Consider the following 20,399-nt stretch of genomic DNA (forward strand, 5'->3'; position numbering starts at 1 on the left):
GAAAACAGAAAAATGCTTTGGACATGCCAAAGCGACAACATTTTATTGCAGAAATTTTTCATATTCATAATACTCAGGATAAGATGCGAGCGTTTCTTGACACGATTCACAAATCGTTTGTATATATATATTTCCATTCTCATGAAAATGAATCATCTCTACTACTTCTTGCTCTGTTAGTTGAAATAAAACGTCGCTATATACTTTTTCTGCAGTAACGGAGCCTACATTACTCCCGCAATGTCTGCAATGATAATAACCTTCCATACTAGCCTCCTAAAAATCCAATTACTACTAGTATGGGTAAAAATAAAACAAAATATTCCCAATCATACCCTTAACTATTGAAGGTATTCATGATTTGAAGGAAAGGTTTATTTAACCATTCTTCACATGCATCCGCTGCTTTTTCAATAGAATGACCCACATCAGGAATTTCTTCCGATGTGAAACGTCCTAATACGTAATCTACTACCTTCATGCCATTTTTCGGACGATCAATTCCCATGCGGATGCGTTGAAACTCTTGTGTTCCTAAATGTGAAATTGTTGATTTCACACCATTATGTCCACCAGCACTACCTTTCATACGAAGGCGTAATTTACCTACAGGAATGTCTAAATCATCGTACAGAACAACGAAGTCCTCAACATCAATTTTATAGTAATCCATGAGCGGACGAATACTTTCCCCAGATAAATTCATATATGTAAGTGGCTTTAATAAGATTACTTTTTCCCCATTAACAAATCCTGCACCAAATACTCCTTTAAATTTTTGTTCATTCAAAGAAATATTCCAACGCTTTGCAAGTTCATCAATTGCCATAAATCCAATATTATGCCTTGTTAATTCATATTCTCTACCCGGGTTCCCAAGTCCTACTATCAATTTCATTCTTGTACCACTACTTTCTTTTTTCGATACGAAAAGACGTAACCAATCTTGGTTACGTCTCATTCTATCCAATTAATTGAATAATACACTTACAGATTCTTCTTCGTATACACGAATGATTGCTTCTCCGATTAATGGAGCAACTGAAAGTTCATGTACTTTGTCGATTTTCTTATCTTCCGGTAATACGATAGAGTTCGTTACAACTAACTCTTTAATATTTGAGTTTTGGATACGCTCAATTGCTGGACCAGATAATACTGGGTGTGTACAGCAAGCATATACTTCAGAAGCACCGTTCTCAACAAGAGCGTTTGCTGCTAATGTAATTGTACCAGCTGTATCAATGATGTCATCAATTAAAATTGCTGTCTTACCTTCAATATTACCGATAATGTTCATTACCTCTGATACGTTCGGACGAGGACGACGCTTATCAATAATAGCGATTGGTGCTTTTAGGCGATCCGCCATTTTTCTAGCACGAGTTACCCCACCATGATCAGGTGACACGATTACGATATCTTTAAGACCTTTTGTTTCAAAGTAATCTGAAAGAATCGGTACACCCATTAAGTGGTCGATTGGGATATCAAAGAACCCTTGAATTTGTGGAGCATGTAAATCTAGAGTGATTACACGAGTTGCACCTGCTGTTTCAAGCAAGTTTGCTACAAGTTTCGATGTAATTGGTTCACGAGAACGCGCTTTACGGTCTTGACGCGCATAACCATAGTAAGGAATAACAATATTAATTGTTTTTGCAGATGCACGCTTTAATGCATCGATCATAATAAGTAATTCCATGATATGTTCGTTTACTGGGAAGCTTGTAGATTGAATAATGAATACATCGCAACCACGGATACTTTCTTCAATGTTAATTTGAACTTCTCCATCACTAAAACGATCAACAGAACATTTTCCTAGTCCTACTCCAATGTGCTTTGCAATTTGCTCAGCAAGTTCCTTATTAGAGTTTAAAGAGAATACTTTCAAATTAGAATTTAGATATTGAGTCGACATCTAGATTAACCCTCCACATTATGATTTTTTCTTATTCAGCAATTGATCAACATAGTCTTCTTTGTTAACTTGACGTGCACGTGCTACAGATAATGCTTTTGATGGAACATTCTCTGTAATTGTAGAGCCTGCTGCCACATAAGCACCATCTTCAACTGTTACAGGAGCAACAAGGTTTGAATTACATCCAATAAATACCCCGTTACCAATCACAGTTTTGAATTTATTCTTACCGTCATAGTTCACCGTAATTGAACCACAACCAAGATTCACGTCTTCTCCAACTTGTGCATCCCCGATATAACTTAAGTGTGAAGCTTTACTTCTATTACCAAAAACAGTTTTTTTGATTTCCACGAAGTTTCCAACGCGTACTTCATCTCCAATAACTGAATCTGGGCGAATATGTGCAAATGGACCAACCGATACTTCTGTACCAAGTTTACTATCATGTACAGTAGATTGACGAATTGTCGTACGATCTCCAATTTCACTATCGCGAATTACTGTATGCGGTCCAATTTCACAATCAGAACCGATTACAGTGTTCCCCTCAATAATTGTTCCTGGATGAAGAACTGTATCACTACCGATAATTGCATCAGCAGAAATATACGTGTTACTCGGATCAATAATCGTAACACCATTTACCATGTTCTTTCGGTTGATACGGTTTTTCATAATAATTTCCGCTTGCGATAGAGCGACTCTGTCGTTAACACCTAACGTTTCATCGAAGTGCTCTGTTTGATAAGCCGATACAATGTGACCTTCATTTTTTAAAATCTCAATAACATCTGGCAGGTAATATTCACCTTGTACGTTATCATTTGAAACTTTAGAAAGCGAAGCGAATAAAGCTTTATTATCAAAACAATACGTACCTGTATTGATTTCTTTAATAGCTAATTCTTTCTCATTTGCATCCTTATGCTCAACAATCTTTTCAACATGACCATTCTCGTTACGAACGATACGACCATATCCAGCAGGCTCTTCTATGTAAGCTGTTAGCACCGTTGCCATTGCCCCTGCTTCTTTATGTTGCTGAAGCAATGATTCCATCGTTTCAGCAGTTATTAGCGGCGTATCACCACAAATAACTAAAGTTGTTCCTTCTTCATTTGCAAGTACACTTGCAGCTTGATCTACAGCATGCGCTGTACCAAGTTGTTCTGCTTGTAATGCAAACTCACTTACGTTTCCTAGCTGTTCTTGTACCATTTCAGCACCATGTCCTACGACTGTTACAAGTTTCTGCAATCCTAATTGAGATACTTGATCGACAACATGTTGTACCATAGGTTTTCCACATACAGGATGAAGCACTTTGTATAGCTTAGACTTCATACGTGTGCCTTTACCTGCAGCTAGAATCACTGCAAATCTGTTTGACATATAGACCCTCCATCGCAACCTATTTATCCATTAACGATATTATCCTAAATCATCATATATTTCAAGAAACACATTTTAACTATTAAATTTTACCATAATTCTCATACGATGTTTTACTCTTTAGTATCTTTTTTAAGAAATAAGCTATACTATTTAAATTGATTTTGAAAAAATTAGAAGTTTTCTTCTTCATTTTAATGAATTCCGAATTTTCCGCACATAAAATGTATAAAACCACAAAAAAAAAACAAACTCCTGTAAATGCTTACAGGAGTTTGTTGCAAAATTATAGGGCTTTCTTTAAAAAGCCCTTTTCATTCGAATTTTACGAAGCACCCGCTTCTTCAAACTCAACCTCTTCTAACTCGCCTAAACGATGATACTCTGTTAAAACCGCATCTTGAATTTTAGAGCGTGTACCAGAATTAATTGGATGTGCAATGTCACGGAATTCTCCATCTGGAGTACGTTTACTTGGCATTGCTACAAATAATCCATTATTACCATCAATTACACGAATATCATGAACAACAAATTCATGGTCTAGAGTAATAGAGGCAATTGCTCTCATGCGGCCTTCTGTGTTTACGCGGCGTAATCTTACGTCAGTCACTTCCATCTTGTGTTCACCACCCTTTTCTAAATAAGCGATATATTTGTATAAATTCCACAAATTTTCTATTTTCCCTTTAATTTTTTAAAAATTTTTAAGATAAAAATTTTTAATGTAATTGAATATAGAGATTAGTGGAGGTTATCGCTTACAAAGAACTACTTAACTAGGGCAATTACTTCGATTTCAACTGAAACATCTTTCGGTAATTTTGCTACTTGTACACAAGAACGAGCTGGCTTATGAGTAGAGAAATAAGAGCCGTATACGTCATTAACAGCATTAAAATCATCCATATCTTTTAAGAATACTGTTGTTTTTACTACTGAATCAAATGAAGCACCTGCTTCTTCTAATACCGCTTGTAAATTTTGAAATACTTGCTCTGTTTGTACTGTCACGTCTCCTGCTACAAGCTCTCCGCTTGCAGTTAATGGAATTTGTCCTGAACTGTAAAACATATTATTTACAATAATCCCTTGTGAATATGGTCCAATTGCTTGTGGTGCATTGCTTGTTTGAACAACTTTCATATTTTTCCACCCTTTTATTATTTATTTTTACTCTTTAAAAATAGTGCACGAAAAGCAGTTTGTCCATCTATTTTATAATTTATAAATAGAATAAAAAAAAGATAAAGCGATCTGCTTTACCTTTTTACTCAGCCTCTACAAGCCCTTCATCAAATGGTGCCAGTGAATAATTTCCCTTTTCCACTTGAATCGCTTTTTCTTTCACATCAACTTCTGATAGGCGAATTAATGATACAAAATTATTAATTAGTCTTTCTTCGATATCCGTGGATTCTACTAATACACCAATACCAACAACATTAGTCTTAAACTCTTCTAACATACTCATCATACCTTGAATTGTCCCGCCAGCTTTCATGAAGTCATCAATAATTAAAACATTTGATCCTTCTGGAAGACTACGCTTTGCTAACGTCATTGTTTGAATTCGCTTAGAAGAACCTGATACATAGTTAATACTAACAGTTGGGCCTTCTGTTACCTTATTATCTTTTCTTGCAATTACTACCGGTACATCTAAGTAATTTGCCACCGCATAAGCAAGTGGAATCCCCTTCGTTGCCACCGTCATAACCGCATCAATTGGTTGCCTAGCAAAAACAGAAGCAAACAAACGACCTGCGCCATTAATATGACGAGGATTACTTAAAAGATCTGTCATATATAAGTAACCACCGGGTAAAATACGACCTGGATTTTCAAATAGGCTACAAAGCTCTCCAATAATGAGATCTGCCTCTTCCGCACTTATATATGGTATATATTTCACTCCTCCTGCTGCTCCTGGTATCGTTTGCAATGTGCCGACCCCTTGTTGTTCAAACGTTTGCTTAATAATAACTAAATCTTCACTAATGGAAGACTTAGCTGATTGATACCTTTCAGCAAAAAAAGTGAGAGAAACTAGCTGACGAGGATTTTGTAACAAGTAATACGTCATATCGACTAATCTTGTACTTCGTCTAATTTTCATACTCCCACCTCAAATCACGAATATTCTAAACAAATCATACCGTATTATACGTCTTTATTCAAGCGTTTCTCGCTCTCCCAATAAACGTACTGCATATACTTGTTCACAAAATCCTTTTAATCCGTTATATATACGATGCATTCGCGAATCATGGTGCACAAGGCCAAATACGGTTGGGCCACTTCCACTCATTAATACGGCATCCGCCCCAAATCGCTTCATCTGTGCCTTAATACGTGCAACTTCAGGATGCATCGCAAACGTTACATCTTCTAAAACGTTACCAACAGTATCACAAATCCCTTTGTAATCCCCGGCATTTATGACATCAACCATTTTATCTACATTTGGATGTGTAACTCGATTTAACTTTAAATTTCCATACACATCAGCAGTAGATACACCAATATGGGGTTTTGCTAAAATAACCCAACAAGAAGGTGGAGTTTTTATGTGCTCAATTTGCTCTCCTCTTCCAGTGGCAATTGCTGTCCCACCATATACGCAAAACGATACATCTGATCCGATTTCTGCGCCAAGCTCTGCTAACTGGTCAATTGTAAGCCCTAAATTCCATAATTTATTAAGGCCACGTAATGTCGCTGCTGCATCACTACTTCCACCTGCTAATCCAGCTGCTACTGGAATCGTTTTTTCAATAGTAATAGATACGCCTTTTTTTACATTAAACTTCTCTTTTAATAATCTCGCTGCTTGATAAGCTAAATTTCTTTGGTCGTCTGGGACATACCGATTATGGGATAAAATTTCAATACGGTCTTCTGCTAATTCCATTAGTTCTAAACGATCCGCTAAATCAATTGTTGTCATAATCATTTTCACTTCATGATATCCGTCTTGTCTTTTTCCCAGTACATCTAACGACAGATTAATCTTTGCTGGTGCTTTCACTAGTAGCTTCAATCTATTCACCCACTCTATGTACTCAATCTTTTATCGTTTATTTTACCATAAATTTATAGTAAGACGATGACACTTCCCTAATTATAACGAAAAGCATTCAGAATGAAACTACTTATGTAAAATGATGGCACCTTTTAGAGTACAAAAAGCCGAGGAATCACTCCTCGGCTACCGTAGCATAGAAAGTATCTTATAACTACTGGTTTTGTTTCATTAATTGCTGTTCTGCAATTTCTATAGCACGTTTCACCATGTTACCAGCATCTTTCGCACGAATTCCGCCCCATCCTTCTTTCTGAACAACATCATAAAAGCCTAGCTCTTTTGCAAGCTCTTCTTTAAATTGATTTGACATGACACCTCTTCGTCTACTCAATGCAGAGTCCCTCCTTATTTTGCTACGGTATAATTAGTATGCAAAATAATATAGCTTTTCATTTGTGGGAATATATGTAACGATACATCAATTATAAAATCACTTCATTATGAGATTCACCATAAAATGTTAACTCTACTGTCTCTGTTAAAACATCCGCATAGCTATATGATACACGTTGTAACGCATCTTCTTGCTGATCCAATTGTACAACAAAAACAGAACGGTACGTTTCTGCAAGTACACCTGATTGTTCTACTGTTTTTCTTCTCCCACTATTTGCCTTTAACATCAGTCTCTCTCCAAGATGGTGATCTAATTCGCTTTTAATTTCATCTAAACGTTTTGACATATACTTCGTTACACCTCGCTGTAATTTAGATTGAACACTTAAAACACGATATATCTATCCCAATTATTAACCGCAACTCACAGACAATATCATTATAAAAGCATTATGCGTTCGAATAGATAGAAGAAATACTATATTGAAAAAGTATCATTATGTAGTCTGTGCGTTCTTCTCTCTTTTTATCCAAGCTGATTTAAATCCTTCCCATACAAAAAAGCAAGATACATATGTACCTTGCTTATTCTTCATAATGTTGAAAGGGTAATCCGGTTCGTAAAATTCCCCTCGTTTCAATTCCGCCAAGTCCCTTCTCGCCGGTAATCGTATTACGTACAACATCCCATACATTGACTCTCTCCATAAATGACGTAAAACTAATTTTACCCACCACATATACAGGATCTAGTGCGTGAATATTAATTCTAGATGGTGAACTAGCAAAATTAGCGCCAGCTCGAATTAATGCTTCAAAGTGTGATTGGCATGCCCCGGCAAAAATAACGAGTTGATCCAATGATGGATATTTTTTTCTCACTTCTCGAACAGCCTGTACAAAATGCCTTGAATGTCTATATGCTGCTAAATCTCCCTTTACCCCTTTTGATTTTGTATATGCATCGTGCCCTGTAATAACTAAAATGTCCGGGCGGAAATGATCTATTAAATCTACTACCTTTTCATGCATCTCTGTTTCTTTACAATGAATACCTTGTACAGGAACACCAATTTTATTATATAAATCTAAGCACTTGCGCAAATATAACGGGTCTCCATCGATATGCAATACACGTCCTGGCATTTGAAAATAATTCACCTCACTTGTGTATCCACCCGTTGAAGTGTGTTCATGCCTTTGTTTCATTAATACATAATCTTGTTGAAACAAACGATACGTACGCTCCATCGTTTCCTTCTCACGCTTTGCTCTTTTTTTATGTTCTCGTTGATCTATACTAACTAAATCTTCAAGTGGCGCATCTGCCACCAGTCTAATTTCCTCTCCAAATAATATAGCTATCTCGCCTTTTATTTCTATAATACGAAAAAGAATATCCCTCTTATGAGAATATCGTTCCACTAATTCTCCAACATGTAAAGCCATTCTCCTACCTCCAAACTCGTTAGGCCATCTTACCTGTTTTTAAAGTATGAATGTAGGAGAGGAAAGGTGACAAAAGGGACAGTTCAAGTTGAACTGTCCCTTTTGTATTCTTATGACAATTTATGAAGAACTAATGCATTACTTAATGTTGCAAACTCCTCGATAGATAGCGTTTCGCCTCTTCGTTTCGGATCAATTCCTACTTCTGTTAAAATTCGATCCAACAGCTCTTTATCTTTCGGGAAACCATTTAGATTATTTGATAAATTATTCATTAAAGTTTTACGACGCTGTGCAAAACTTGCTCGTACTACTTCAAAGAAGAATGTCTCATCTGTTACTTCTACAACTGGTTTCGGACGCTTCAGAAGACGAATAATCGCAGAATCAACATTTGGTTGTGGCACAAACACTGTACGCGGTACAGTCATAACCGTTTCTACCTCTGTATAATACTGAATAGCAATGGATAAAGAACCATACTCTTTCGTTCCAGGCTTAGCAGCTAAACGATCTCCCACTTCTTTTTGCATCATAACAACAAATCCACGAACCGGTAATTTCTCTTCCAGCAATTTAAATAAAATTGGCGTTGTAATATAGTACGGTAAATTAGCTACTACCATTACATCTTGCCCTTCCTCAAATTGCTCACTAAACACCTCATGGACATCTGCCTTTAATACATCTTTATTGATAACTGTAACGTTGCTATATGGAGCTAACGTCTCATCTAAAATCGGTAATAATCTCTGATCAATTTCAAAAGCTACTACTTTTTTAGCACGCTTCGCTAATTGTTCTGTTAATGCACCGATACCTGGTCCAATTTCAATTGCACCACTCTCTGAACCAATTTCAGCATGATCAACGATACGATTTAATACATTCGTATCAATTAAAAAATTTTGTCCTAAACTTTTTTTGAATGAGAATCCGTACTTTTCAACAATGTCTTTCGTACGATTTGGCGTTGCGATATCCTTCATTTTCTTTCCTCCTGTATGACTTGCTTATAAGCTTCTGCAAATGCTTCTTTTGAAACTTGAAACATTTGTAAACGTTTATGTAACTGTTTTGCGTTTGTATAACCAATCTTTAATAGCTTACCCATTCTTTCTCTGCGACTCTTTGCCATTTCTCCGCCCACTAAGCCTGCATCGACTAGATCGCTCCAACTAATTTCACTTGTGTAAGCTTCCATTTCTTCATGTATATTCTCTAAAGCACGGCGAATTGATTCATTAGAAGCATGCTCAATTCCGACACCTTTTTTCCTTTTAGCAAGTGCTTCTTCCTTCGGTAAAAAAGCATGTTTACATCCAGGAACCTTATCAGAAATAATTTTTCGAATACGTTCTCCAGGATAATCCGGATCTGTAAAAATAATAACGCCTCGTTTTTGCAGCGCTAATTTAACTTGCTCAATAACATGATCACCGATTGCTGAACCGTTCGTTTCAATTGTATCCGCATCAACAGCACGCTTAATCGCCACTGTATCATCTTTACCTTCTACAACGATAATCTCTTTAATTTTCATGCTTGCCTCCACACTCGTTTCGTCTCTACTTAGTAAAACAAAAAAATGACGACTTTTCCATTATTATTTTCCCCATTCTTACATTTTAAAAAATAGAATGTCCAAAACTTTCTTCTCTCTCCTTATTGTAACACTTCCTCATTCGCCCTTCATTTTTCACAAAAATAAAAAAAGAATGGGTTCTCCCACTCCTTTTTATTCAACACCAAATAAAGCTTTTGCATTTTTTGTTGTTACTTCTGCTACTTCTTCATAAGAAATTCCTTTTAAGTTCGCAATTTCTTCTGCTACAAGTTTTACATAACTCGGTTCATTTCGTTTCCCTCGAAATGGATGTGGTGTTAAATATGGACAGTCCGTCTCTATTAACAATTTCTCTAACGGAATCTCCGCAGCAACCTCTTTCGGTTTCTTAGCATTTTTAAATGTAACTGGTCCGCCTAACGAAATTAAAAAGTTCATATCAACACATCGCTCTGCTACTTCTACGCTGCCACTAAAGCAATGCATAATGCCTCCCACTTCAGCCGCATTCTCTTCTTCTAGAATATCAACAATATCTTGAGTTGCATCGCGGTTATGTATAATAATCGGCAATTTCACCTTTTTGGCTAATGCAATTTGTTTACGGAATACTTCCTTCTGTATTTCTTTTGGAGACTTATCCCAGTGATAATCTAAGCCCATTTCTCCAAGTGCAACAACTTTAGGATGGGAAGCAAGTTCTTCTAACCAAGCTAAATGTTCTTCCGTCATGTCGATTGCATCAACTGGATGCCATCCAACTGCAGCGTAAATAAAATCATAAGTTTCAGCTAATTCAATCGCCTTTTTGATCGTTACTTCATCAAAACCAACAACAACTGTATAAGTAACTCCCGCTTCTTTCATTCGTGCAATAACTTCTTGCAAATCTTCTTCAAATTGCTCTGCATTCAAATGTGAATGTGTATCAAACAACATCATACATAACTCCTTTTATATTGAAATCAAGTTTATTCTACACAAATAAGCCCTTTACTAACTTAACGATAACAATACTACAATCTTAATGCAAAAATTGAGAGTGTAAAAAGAAAAAAGACGCTTCACACATGTTACACGTGAAACATCTCTTTTCTTGTCTTAATTACTTAATTTTTGTACCATTTGGTAGATTTTGGTCAATTGTTGCTAATGACAATACGCCATTCTCTTCACCCGCTAAAATCATACCTTGTGATAATTCACCGCGTAATTTTACAGGTTTTAAGTTTGTTACACAAATAACCTTTTTACCTTTTAGGTCTTCTGGTGAATAGAATTTTGCAATTCCAGAAACAACTTGACGCTTTTCTGTACCTAAATCTAGCTGGATTTTTAACAACTTATCTGCTTTTTTCACAGGCTCAGCAGATAATACTTCAGCTACGCGTAATTCTACTTTAAAGAAATCATCAATTGTAATTTCTTCTGCCTTCGGTTCTTCTTCTTTTTTCTCTTCTACTTTAGGAGCAGAGGCTTTCATTTGTTCTTTAATGTACTCTACCTCTACTTCCATTTCTAAACGTGGGAAAATTGGTTGTCCCTTTTCTACTTTTGTTCCAGCTGGAATACAGCCAACTGTAGATAGACTTTCCCAAGACTTATGCGCTTCATCAGTAAGGCCAAGCTGAGCAAACATCTTGCTTGGTGCTACTGTTAAGAATGGCATAAGCATAATACCTGTTTGACGAAGTACTTCTGCTAAATGGGCCATTACAGAAGCTAACTTTTCACGATCATTCTCATCTTTTGCTAATACCCAAGGTTGTGTTTCATCAATATATTTATTCGTACGGCTAACCAATTGCCAAATTGAGCTTAACGCTACGGAGAATTCCATATTCTCCATTGCTTCTTCTACTTTTTTCAATGTATCCTGTGCAAACGTTACTAACGTTTCATCGAATTCCGTTACATTTGCTTTAAATGCAGGGATTTCTCCGTTAAAGTACTTATCAATCATAGCTACTGTACGATTCAATAAGTTACCTAAGTCATTTGCTAAATCGAAATTAATACGCTCCACGAATCCTTCTGGTGTGAATACGCCATCAGATCCGAATGGAACTTCACGAAGTAAGTAATAACGTAATGCATCTAATCCGTAACGATCGATTAATGTAACTGGATCTACTACGTTTCCTTTTGACTTACTCATCTTTCCATCCTTCATTAAAATCCAACCATGAGCAAAGACTTTTTTCGGAAGAGGTAAATCTAATGCCATTAAAATGATTGGCCAATAAATTGTATGGAAACGAACGATTTCTTTTCCAACTAAGTGCACATCAGCCGGCCAGAACTTCTTATACATCTCTTCATTCTCTGTTCCATAACCTAATGCTGTAATGTAGTTAGATAATGCGTCAACCCATACGTAAATAACGTGTTTTGGGTTACCTGGAACACGAACTCCCCAGTCAAATGAAGTACGAGAAACAGCTAAATCTTCTAAGCCTGGTTTAATGAAGTTATTAATCATTTCATTCTTGCGAGACTCTGGCTGAATGAAATGTGGATTATCTTCATAGAATTTTAATAGTCTGTCGACATATTTACCCATTCTAAAGAAATACGATTCTTCACGAACAAGTTCTACATCATGACCACTATCTGGGCTTTTTCCTCCAACTACTTTTTCACCTTCCATAATTGGATCTACTAATTGATGTGCTGTATAGAATGTCTCATCTTGTACAGAATACCAACCTTCATATTCATCAAGATAAATATCACCTTGATCTACTAGTTGCTTGAAGATTTTTTCAACAACATCTTTATGACGATCTTCAGTTGTACGAATAAAATCATCATAAGAGATATCCATCTTCTCCCAAAGTTCTTTAATTCCTGCAACGATGTTATCCACATATGCTTGTGGTGTAACGTTTAATTCTTCTGCTTTCTTTTGGATCTTCTGTCCATGTTCATCAGTTCCTGTTAAATAATGAACATTATATCCTTGCATACGCTTATATCGTGCCATCGCATCTCCTGCTACTGTCGTATAAGCATGTCCAATGTGTAATTTTCCACTTGGATAATAAATTGGGGTAGTAATATAAAAGGACTTGTTTTCCTCTGTCATTGTTTTGGACCTCCCGAATAACCTCATATGTATTTATAAACAGTATATCAAAAACTTATATATAAAGTGAAACTTTAATCTGTAGGCTTTTATTCACTCCCGCGGATTATTAGCCCGCACCAATTGGGCTTTTACAAGCAGCCAGATCCCCACTTGACCTCTTTCCCCCAATCGAGTTTTGAAATAGGAATCTTACTGCTCGTTAACGCGGGATAAAAAATGAGTTAATACCTAGTACCTTTATCATCTATTACTCATATTTCGAGAAAATATACAGTCTTTACTTACAATTTATAAATTTTCTGAAAATAAATTGAAATAATAGTAGAAATTACTCACATTCTATTATATATAAGAAGTAAGAAATCTATAAATCTTTTTAAAAAATATAGAATTAAAGAATTGACGGAAATGTAAATGATTGGTATCATATGTCCATAGGGTATTTTGTCGAAAAATGACGAATCTAGAAAATAGACTCGAAACTTATAAACTATTTCTTTAGGAGGAAAAGAATTATGAAATCTACTGGTATCGTTCGTAAAGTTGATGAATTAGGTCGTGTAGTAATTCCAATCGAATTACGCCGTACTTTAGGTATTGCAGAAAAGGATGCTCTTGAAATCTACGTTGATGACGAGAAAATCATCTTAAAAAAATATAAGCCAAACATGACTTGCCAAGTAACTGGTGAAGTATCTGATGGTAACCTATCTTTAGCTGAAGGTAAAATTATCTTAAGCAAAGAAGGCGCTGAGCAAATCTTAAACGAACTTCAAGATTATATCGAAACAGCAAAATAAGCTTCTCAATTATGAGAAGCTTATTTTTTATCGACATGATAGATTTGATATACATCGCGTTTCGACAAATCTCGATCTTTAGCGACTGTTTTTATCGCCTCTTTTGAATTCATACCTTTTTCGTTTATATAATGTTCAATATGATCATATACCGAAATAGATTCCCACCATTGTTCTTCTGGAGCAGGTTCTTCCGTTGAGCCAGCTACTAAAATACAAAACTCGCCACGAACTTCATTTTGTTTCGTCCACTCAATTGCTTCCTCGACTGTTCCACGAATAAATTCCTCGAATTTTTTCGTTAGCTCTCGACATAATACAATTTCTCTATTTCCCAGCACTTCTTGCATCGAGATTAAAGTATCATCTAAACGATGAGGCGCTTCATAAAACATCATTGTAGTTTGTACATAACGAAGCTTTTCTAACTCCATTTTTCTTTCTTTTTTATTTCTTTGTAAAAATCCATAGAAATAAAATTGTTTTGTTTCAAGACCTGACGCAATTAACGCTGTAAGGGCTGCGTTTGCCCCAGGAAGCGGGATAACATGATACTGTTCCGCTACAGCCTCTACAACAATATCGTAACCTGGATCGGAAATACAAGGCATACCAGCATCACTAACAAGCGCTACTGTCTTTCCTTCGTCTAACTTATCTAATATTTTCTTCCCACTTACTTCCTTATTATGCTCATGGTAACTCATAACAGGTGTTTCAATTTCGAAGTAATTACAAAGTTTTTTCGTTTGTCTCGTATCTTCAGCAGCAATTAAATCAGCTTCTTTTAAAATTCGGATTGCACGAAATGTCATATCTTCTAAATTTCCAATAGGAGTTGGTACTAAATATAAAACTCCCTTTTCATTTTGTTGAAAGCTTTTTTGTTGCCACATAGCGTTCTCCTTTTTGCATATATTCTTCTTTTTGTTTTCTATTTAATTGCTTAAAATAGTACTCTGCTTGCATAGCTGTACGCTTATCTTCATGAAATTCTACATATTTTAAAACAACTGGAAGTCTAGCACGCGTATACCTAGCTCCCTTTCCACTATTATGTGTCTGAATCCGCTTCTCTATATGATTTGTATATCCAGCATAATAACTTCCATCAGAGCACACTACTACATAAAAACAATGCTTATTCTTCTCCATATAAAATTGAACGAATCTCCTTTGTATATTCATTATTTTCTTCATATACAAAAAGAGGTGGCAATATTTTTAAATCTGCGTTTCCGTCCTTAATGCCTTCAATTAACAACGTATTTGCTTCTTTCCCTGCCTTTGGATAAACAAACCGTACACGTTTTGGTTCAATTTTGTATTTACGCATTAATGTAACAATATCAAGTAAACGGCCTGGACGATGTACAAATGCTACTTTCCCGCCTTGCTTTACTAGCTGACTACTTGCAGATACAACATCCTCTAATGTACACATAATTTCATGACGAGCTATCGCTAAATGTTCATTCATATTTTTCTCAGACGTTGCAGGTGTTTGAAAATAAGGCGGATTACATGTGACAACATCATACTGATGACGTCCAAGTTTCTCCGGCATATCTTTCAAATCCCCGTGTATTAAGTGAATTCTTTCTTCTAACTTATTGTATTGAACGCTTCTGATTCCCATATCATATAAACGTTCTTGAATTTCCACACCTGTAATATTCCCTTTCGTTCTTGTACTTAATAGAAGAGGCACAACTGCATTACCTGTACACAAATCAAGTAAATTACCTTTTTGAATTGGTACCCAAGCAAAATCTGCAAGTAAAACAGCATCTAACGAAAAATTAAATACTGATGGGCTTTGTACGATCTTCATATCTTGCGCTAATAAGTAATCTAAACGTTCATCTTCATATAAATTCATATGTTACTCCTTTTCTTACACTTAACCTACCCTATTTCATCTTCTACTAATAAAAAACATATTTCATTCTACTCTCATGTATAAAAAATTACCTTTCCAATTATCATTGGAAAGGTAATTTCACTTTTTATTTAAAAATGACAGGCAGAATAAACAATCTCCCTCTTTACGTACACTTCCATAATGCAGATTACAAATATGAAAACCTTCTTGATATAGTCTTGCTAAATTATCGTAGCCTTCACCAATATCAGCTGTCTTCGGCTTCACTTCTTTACGTTTTTGAGTTTTTTGTTTTTCTTTAATCTGCACTTCTTCAAAACGGTGTCGCAAATTTTCATTTTCCATTTTTATATGTTGGTTTTCTTCCAACAACTCTGCAAGATGTTGTTTTAATTCTCCCAACTGTTTGTATAAATGTCCAATTTGCTCTTCCATACTAGAAACCGATGCAAAAATATCTTTTTTCTCCACAAGCACCCACCTCATTAATCTGTGGTTTGACTCGAAACGACCCCTTTATTCACTAACTCATCTAACGTATATTCTACTATCCGTTCCTTGTCTACTAGTTCCACTTGAATTAATCTTTCTAAAATATTTAATCCGATAACACGGCCAGTACCATGCGGGGTTTGTATACGTTGATCTAAATCAGGAAGTTGTTCCTTTGCTGCCTCATATTCATCATTCTCATATTTTAAGCAACACATTAAACGACCACATAAACCAGAGATTTTTGCAGGATTTAATGATAAATTTTGATCCTTTGCCATCTTAATAGATACAGGTTCAAAATCACCTAAAAAAGTAGAACAACAAAGCATACGACCACACGGACCAATACCACCAAGCATCTTCGCTTCATCACGAACACCAATTTGTCTTAGTTCAATTCTTGTCCTAAAAATTGCTGCTAAGTCCTTCACCAGTTCTCGGAAATCAATCCGACCATCCGCAGTAAAGTAGAAAATAATCTTATTACGATCGAACGTATACTCTACATCTACAAGTTTCATATCAAGATTATGCTCTACTACCTTTTGCTGACAAACTTGATATGCTTCTTTCGCAGCATGTTTGTTCTCTTCAACAATGGTACGATCATTTTCATTTGCAATACGAATAACCTTTTTTAGCGGTAATACAACGTCGTTTTCATCAACTTGCTTTTTGGTAATAACTACTTTTCCGTATTCAATACCTCTTACCGTTTCTACAATTACAAACTCATTTTCAGAGATATCGAACTGGTTCGGATCAAAATAGTACACCTTTCCGGCCTTCTTAAAGCGAACACCTACTACATCATACAAAACGGTCATCCCTCCTGCAACCGCAACACTAACTGTTCGAACACAAGCTGCGCATTTACATTAGCGTTGATTCTATTTTTTGCCTCTAATATATTAAAGAGAGCTGATACAATGCGCTTCTGAGCATAGGAGAAAGATTCAAACATCTCTTTCTGCTCATGAAAAACAAGACGATCTTCTTCTCCAAGTTGAACATATAATAAATCCTTATAAATAAGGAGTAACATATCTAAACCTTGCTGTAATTGTTCTTTCTCTCCAAAGTGTTTTCCCCATTTTTCTTGTACAAAAAAAATAGAGGCTTTATCCTTTTCGAGCGCTTCACATAATTTTATCACTAAAGCTCGTGCTTGTGCAAACCATTCATCACTACATAAAGCTAAAGCTTCATCAAAACTATTCGTGAGTTGTGCAGCAAGTGTTGATAAAGATGCCGTAATACCTTCATCCTGTAATCTTCTAATTAAAGATTCCGTAGGTAATGGTCTAAATGTAACAACTTGACAGCGAGATAAAATCGTATTTAAAATTTGATGACTTTGTTCAGTAAGTAAAATAGCTGTTGTATCACTGCTCGGTTCTTCTAAAAATTTCAAGAGTGTATTCGCTGCATTTGCTGTCATGCGGTCTGCGTGCTCAATAATATATACTTTTTTATTTGCCTCTAATCCTGTTTTTGAAAACTCTTCTTGTAAATCATGAATTTGTTGCTTCTTAATAGATAATCCGTCTGGTTTTACAATATGTAAGTTCGGGTGGTTACCTGAATCAATTCGCTTACAATTTGTACATACATGACAAGGCTCTACCCCATTCCGCTGAGAACAGAGGAAACTCTTTGCCATTTGAATTGACGTCGCAAACTTTCCTGTCCCTTTCCCTCCCTCTAACAAGTAAGCGTGGGATATACGCTCTTTTGCAATGCTATTCATCAACATTTTTACACCGATGGGTTGTATAGCAGAAAGCTGCTCCCACGTCTTCGTCATAATGCATACCTCACTTATTTCATTCTTTCCTTCTATTATAACAATTTATCTTCTATAATCTGAACAACTTCTTCTATAAGTTTTTCCATTGGTTGATCAGCATTTACTAATACAATACGATCTGAGAAACGTTCTACAACTTGTAAATATCCTTCACGCACACGTTTATGGAAAGAGATATCTTCCATATCTAATCGATTCACTTCACGTCCTGCATCTTTTTCAATTCGGGCTAAACCGATCTCTGGTTCAATGTCTAAGTAAATCGTTAGACTAGGCATACAGTCCTCAGTTGCGAAACGATTGATTTCAAATACTTTGTCCATACCTAATCCTCTTGCATATCCTTGATACGCTAAAGAGCTATCTATAAAACGGTCACATAATACAAGGTAGTCCTCGTTAAGCGCTGGCATAACTTTTTCCACCAAATGTTGTCTACGTGCAGCAGCATACAGAAGCGCCTCTGTACGTGCTTCCATCATCGTATATTCTTGTTTATGTAAAATCGTTCTAATATCCTCAGAAATTGCAATACCACCTGGTTCTCTCGTCGCCATTACCTTCTGTTCCTTTTGTTCAAAGTATGGCAATAAACTTTGAATTAACGTTGTCTTACCAGAACCTTCTGGACCCTCAATTGTTACAAATAATCCCTTCATCCTAAAACCCACTTTCTATATCATACACTTTCATATATTTCGCACTGCCTTGAAAACGAGCGCCTGCTTTCTCTAAATACATAATTTGCTCTTTATGTTCTGAAGTAATTCTTTCTCCATACATAATCAATGGAATTCCAGGTGGATACGGAATCACCATTTCTGCCGCTATCATCCCAACTGCTTCTTCTACAGATACTACTTTTGTTTCATATCCTTCCAGTTGTTTATATGTATACGGTAAAGGAGAAATTTCTCCTTTATAAGTATAACGAATAGATTCCTTCTTGTCTTTCACCTCATAATATTGCAATGCCTCTCGGATCATCTCTATAGCCTTCATATACTCCTTATTTACTTGCAAGGGCAAAATAAATAGGACATTATATGGATCCGCCATTTCTGTATATATACCGACCTTTTCAAATACAGACTGTAATTCGTATCCTGATAACTGGCAACGTGTCTGTACGGTTACCTTTAACTCGTCTTGTAATGGATATTGTAAAATAGCTATTTGTGGAATAGAACACAATTCTTCTTTAAATCCCCGTAAAAACTCGACAATTTCATCATAGCCCTTTTCCTTTATACGCGCTATTGTAAAGCGTGCAATATCAAGAGAAGTCATAATTGGATACGATGGACTACTAGATTGTAGCATACTTAAATAAGTAGAAACTTTTTCTTCTTTCACTAGGCGACTATTTATATGTAAATAGGATCCCATCGTCATGGCGGGTAATGTTTTATGTGCAGAATGAACTACAATATCTGCACCATATGCTAATGCTGACTTTGGAAATGCTCCCCCTAAACAAAAATGGGCTCCATGTGCTTCATCTACTAAAACAGGGATTTGATGTGCATGTGCATAAGCGATGCTTGCCTCTAGATCCATCCCCATACCATAATAATTAGGATGCGTTAAAATAAGTGCTTTAGCATTTGGATATTTTTCAATTGCTTGCTTAATAATTTCATCATGAATTCCCACTGGTACGTTATAAGCTTCGTCAATCCATGGATCTAAAAAAATTGGATTTGCTCCCGCTAATTTTAAGCCATTAATAATCGATTTATGACAATTTCTTTGTACAAGAACAATGTCATGTTCCCCGCAACAAGACAAAATCATTGCTAAGTTCCCTACTGTTGAACCATTAATTAAAAAATAACTTTTTTCCACTTCATATACGTCAGCTAATAATTGTTGTGCCTCATCTATACATTCAAACGGACTATGTAAATCATCTAATCCTGACAACTCAGTTACATCGATAGATAGTATATCTTTAAACTCCTCTACAGCCTCCTGAGGGAAGTTTAAACCATTTTTATGACCTGGAACATGAAAGGACAACGGCCCTCTTTCTTTAAACTCTATTAATGCCTCATATAAAGGTATGCGATTTTGATTCATCTATATCTCTTCCTTATTATTTCATTCTTTCTCTATTATACAGAACAAAAAAAATAATAGGCATATGCCTATTTAAAAATATGATACTTCTAATTTCCGAAGCTGTTTTAAATAATATATATACTTCGGATCATTTGTCTCCGTATTCACCATATCTTTTTCACATTCATAACATATTAAATTATTATAAACATATATCCCTTCTTTTCTTTCTGTCTCACATACAATACAAACTTCATTTTTCGATTTCATATCCTTCCCTCCCTATTTAAATGGACATATTTTATACTCCTATTCCTTAACAATTTACAGAAAAATATACATCAATCTCTTATATAATATGATTAATCCTTGGGCAACGTGTTTGTATTATGATTACTTCTTTTTACGTACTGTTTGAAAACACAAAAAAACACAAGTCAAAAGACTTGTGTTTTTAGTTGCTTGGCGACGTCCTACTCTCACAGGGACAAG

At 35.7% G+C, this 20,399-nt stretch carries 25 protein-coding genes; 1 reads left to right on the top strand and 24 read right to left on the bottom strand.

Going from position 1 to position 20,399, the window contains the following annotated elements:
• Positions 1-42 precede the first annotated feature (42 nt).
• The 15 genes from BAQ44_RS24930 to metG form a co-directional block, all read right to left on the bottom strand.
• Complete coding sequence (locus BAQ44_RS24930) at positions 43-267, bottom strand: anti-sigma-F factor Fin (protein ID WP_061678914.1); 225 nt, start codon at positions 265-267, stop codon at positions 43-45.
• 70 nt (positions 268-337) lie between these two features.
• A complete protein-coding gene (gene pth, locus BAQ44_RS24935) occupies positions 338-898 on the bottom strand; it encodes an aminoacyl-tRNA hydrolase (protein WP_080000234.1) in 561 nt (186 codons plus the stop codon).
• Positions 899-970: 72 nt separating this feature from the next.
• Positions 971-1,924, bottom strand: a complete 954-nt coding sequence (locus BAQ44_RS24940) for a ribose-phosphate diphosphokinase (RefSeq protein WP_002174555.1) — start codon at positions 1,922-1,924, stop codon at positions 971-973.
• Between the two features lie 18 nt (positions 1,925-1,942).
• Positions 1,943-3,322: a bifunctional UDP-N-acetylglucosamine diphosphorylase/glucosamine-1-phosphate N-acetyltransferase GlmU gene (gene glmU / locus BAQ44_RS24945; protein ID WP_061678915.1), complete on the bottom strand. Its 1,380-nt coding sequence runs from the start codon at positions 3,320-3,322 to the stop codon at positions 1,943-1,945.
• A gap of 325 nt (positions 3,323-3,647) precedes the next feature.
• Positions 3,648-3,941 (bottom strand): septation regulator SpoVG, encoded by a 294-nt coding sequence (spoVG, locus tag BAQ44_RS24950; RefSeq protein ID WP_000454041.1) that lies wholly within the window; start codon positions 3,939-3,941, stop codon positions 3,648-3,650.
• A 152-nt stretch (positions 3,942-4,093) separates the two neighbouring features.
• On the bottom strand, positions 4,094-4,468 hold the full coding sequence (locus tag BAQ44_RS24955) for a RidA family protein (RefSeq protein WP_048542187.1): 375 nt from the start codon (positions 4,466-4,468) through the stop codon (positions 4,094-4,096).
• Between the two features lie 124 nt (positions 4,469-4,592).
• A complete protein-coding gene (gene purR / locus BAQ44_RS24960; protein WP_071724415.1) occupies positions 4,593-5,441 on the bottom strand; it encodes a pur operon repressor in 849 nt (282 codons plus the stop codon).
• 54 nt (positions 5,442-5,495) lie between these two features.
• Positions 5,496-6,365 (bottom strand): 4-(cytidine 5'-diphospho)-2-C-methyl-D-erythritol kinase, encoded by an 870-nt coding sequence (ispE, locus tag BAQ44_RS24965; RefSeq protein ID WP_000772099.1) that lies wholly within the window; start codon positions 6,363-6,365, stop codon positions 5,496-5,498.
• A 196-nt stretch (positions 6,366-6,561) separates the two neighbouring features.
• On the bottom strand, positions 6,562-6,741 hold the full coding sequence (gene sspF / locus BAQ44_RS24970) for an acid-soluble spore protein SspF (RefSeq protein ID WP_001985066.1): 180 nt from the start codon (positions 6,739-6,741) through the stop codon (positions 6,562-6,564).
• Positions 6,742-6,832: 91 nt separating this feature from the next.
• The gene (gene veg, locus BAQ44_RS24975; protein WP_071724416.1) at positions 6,833-7,093 is read right to left on the bottom strand and encodes a biofilm formation stimulator Veg; all 261 of its coding nucleotides are present in this window, start codon (positions 7,091-7,093) and stop codon (positions 6,833-6,835) included.
• A 238-nt stretch (positions 7,094-7,331) separates the two neighbouring features.
• On the bottom strand, positions 7,332-8,195 hold the full coding sequence (gene yabG / locus BAQ44_RS24980) for a sporulation peptidase YabG (RefSeq protein ID WP_061678918.1): 864 nt from the start codon (positions 8,193-8,195) through the stop codon (positions 7,332-7,334).
• Positions 8,196-8,305: 110 nt separating this feature from the next.
• A complete protein-coding gene (rsmA, locus tag BAQ44_RS24985; RefSeq protein ID WP_000651555.1) occupies positions 8,306-9,184 on the bottom strand; it encodes a 16S rRNA (adenine(1518)-N(6)/adenine(1519)-N(6))-dimethyltransferase RsmA in 879 nt (292 codons plus the stop codon).
• A complete protein-coding gene (gene rnmV / locus BAQ44_RS24990; RefSeq protein ID WP_048562636.1) occupies positions 9,181-9,738 on the bottom strand; it encodes a ribonuclease M5 in 558 nt (185 codons plus the stop codon). The genes rsmA and rnmV overlap by 4 nt, the downstream gene beginning before the upstream one ends.
• Positions 9,739-9,933: 195 nt before the next feature.
• A complete protein-coding gene (locus BAQ44_RS24995; RefSeq protein ID WP_061678920.1) occupies positions 9,934-10,701 on the bottom strand; it encodes a TatD family hydrolase in 768 nt (255 codons plus the stop codon).
• Between the two features lie 166 nt (positions 10,702-10,867).
• Positions 10,868-12,850, bottom strand: coding sequence for a methionine--tRNA ligase (metG, locus tag BAQ44_RS25000; RefSeq protein ID WP_249024760.1), 1,983 nt, complete (start codon positions 12,848-12,850; stop codon positions 10,868-10,870).
• A 518-nt stretch (positions 12,851-13,368) separates the two neighbouring features.
• Between metG and abrB the strand changes: the two genes are divergently transcribed.
• Positions 13,369-13,653: a transition state genes transcriptional regulator AbrB gene (gene abrB, locus BAQ44_RS25005; protein WP_000843036.1), complete on the top strand. Its 285-nt coding sequence runs from the start codon at positions 13,369-13,371 to the stop codon at positions 13,651-13,653.
• Between the two features lie 20 nt (positions 13,654-13,673).
• Here abrB and rsmI read toward each other — a convergent pair whose 3' ends face one another.
• The 9 genes from rsmI to BAQ44_RS25050 all read right to left on the bottom strand — a co-directional run bounded on the left by rsmI (position 13,674) and on the right by BAQ44_RS25050 (position 20,177).
• Positions 13,674-14,549 (bottom strand): 16S rRNA (cytidine(1402)-2'-O)-methyltransferase, encoded by an 876-nt coding sequence (gene rsmI / locus BAQ44_RS25010; RefSeq protein WP_061678921.1) that lies wholly within the window; start codon positions 14,547-14,549, stop codon positions 13,674-13,676.
• The gene (locus BAQ44_RS25015) at positions 14,518-14,808 is read right to left on the bottom strand and encodes a GIY-YIG nuclease family protein (RefSeq protein WP_061678922.1); all 291 of its coding nucleotides are present in this window, start codon (positions 14,806-14,808) and stop codon (positions 14,518-14,520) included. Before BAQ44_RS25015 ends, rsmI begins: the two co-directional genes overlap by 32 nt.
• Positions 14,795-15,535 carry a tRNA1(Val) (adenine(37)-N6)-methyltransferase gene (locus BAQ44_RS25020; protein WP_061678923.1) on the bottom strand — a complete coding sequence of 247 codons (741 nt, stop codon included), beginning with the start codon at positions 15,533-15,535 and terminating at the stop codon, positions 14,795-14,797. Before BAQ44_RS25020 ends, BAQ44_RS25015 begins: the two co-directional genes overlap by 14 nt.
• 120 nt (positions 15,536-15,655) lie before the next feature.
• Complete coding sequence (gene yabA / locus BAQ44_RS25025) at positions 15,656-16,009, bottom strand: DNA replication initiation control protein YabA (RefSeq protein ID WP_000412055.1); 354 nt, start codon at positions 16,007-16,009, stop codon at positions 15,656-15,658.
• A 14-nt stretch (positions 16,010-16,023) separates the two neighbouring features.
• Positions 16,024-16,851 carry a PSP1 domain-containing protein gene (locus tag BAQ44_RS25030; RefSeq protein WP_000272429.1) on the bottom strand — a complete coding sequence of 276 codons (828 nt, stop codon included), beginning with the start codon at positions 16,849-16,851 and terminating at the stop codon, positions 16,024-16,026.
• A 5-nt stretch (positions 16,852-16,856) separates the two neighbouring features.
• Positions 16,857-17,840, bottom strand: coding sequence for a DNA polymerase III subunit delta' (gene holB / locus BAQ44_RS25035; RefSeq protein ID WP_063262626.1), 984 nt, complete (start codon positions 17,838-17,840; stop codon positions 16,857-16,859).
• Between the two features lie 35 nt (positions 17,841-17,875).
• Positions 17,876-18,502, bottom strand: coding sequence for a dTMP kinase (gene tmk / locus BAQ44_RS25040; protein ID WP_061678924.1), 627 nt, complete (start codon positions 18,500-18,502; stop codon positions 17,876-17,878).
• A 1-nt stretch (position 18,503) separates the two neighbouring features.
• Positions 18,504-19,925: an aminotransferase class I/II-fold pyridoxal phosphate-dependent enzyme gene (locus BAQ44_RS25045; RefSeq protein ID WP_071724419.1), complete on the bottom strand. Its 1,422-nt coding sequence runs from the start codon at positions 19,923-19,925 to the stop codon at positions 18,504-18,506.
• A gap of 72 nt (positions 19,926-19,997) precedes the next feature.
• Positions 19,998-20,177 (bottom strand): sigma factor G inhibitor Gin, encoded by a 180-nt coding sequence (locus BAQ44_RS25050; RefSeq protein WP_061678926.1) that lies wholly within the window; start codon positions 20,175-20,177, stop codon positions 19,998-20,000.
• Positions 20,178-20,399 lie beyond the last annotated feature (222 nt).

This window comes from Bacillus mobilis, from assembly GCF_001884045.1.
GTDB classification, from domain to species: Bacteria; Bacillota; Bacilli; order Bacillales; family Bacillaceae_G; genus Bacillus_A; species Bacillus_A mobilis.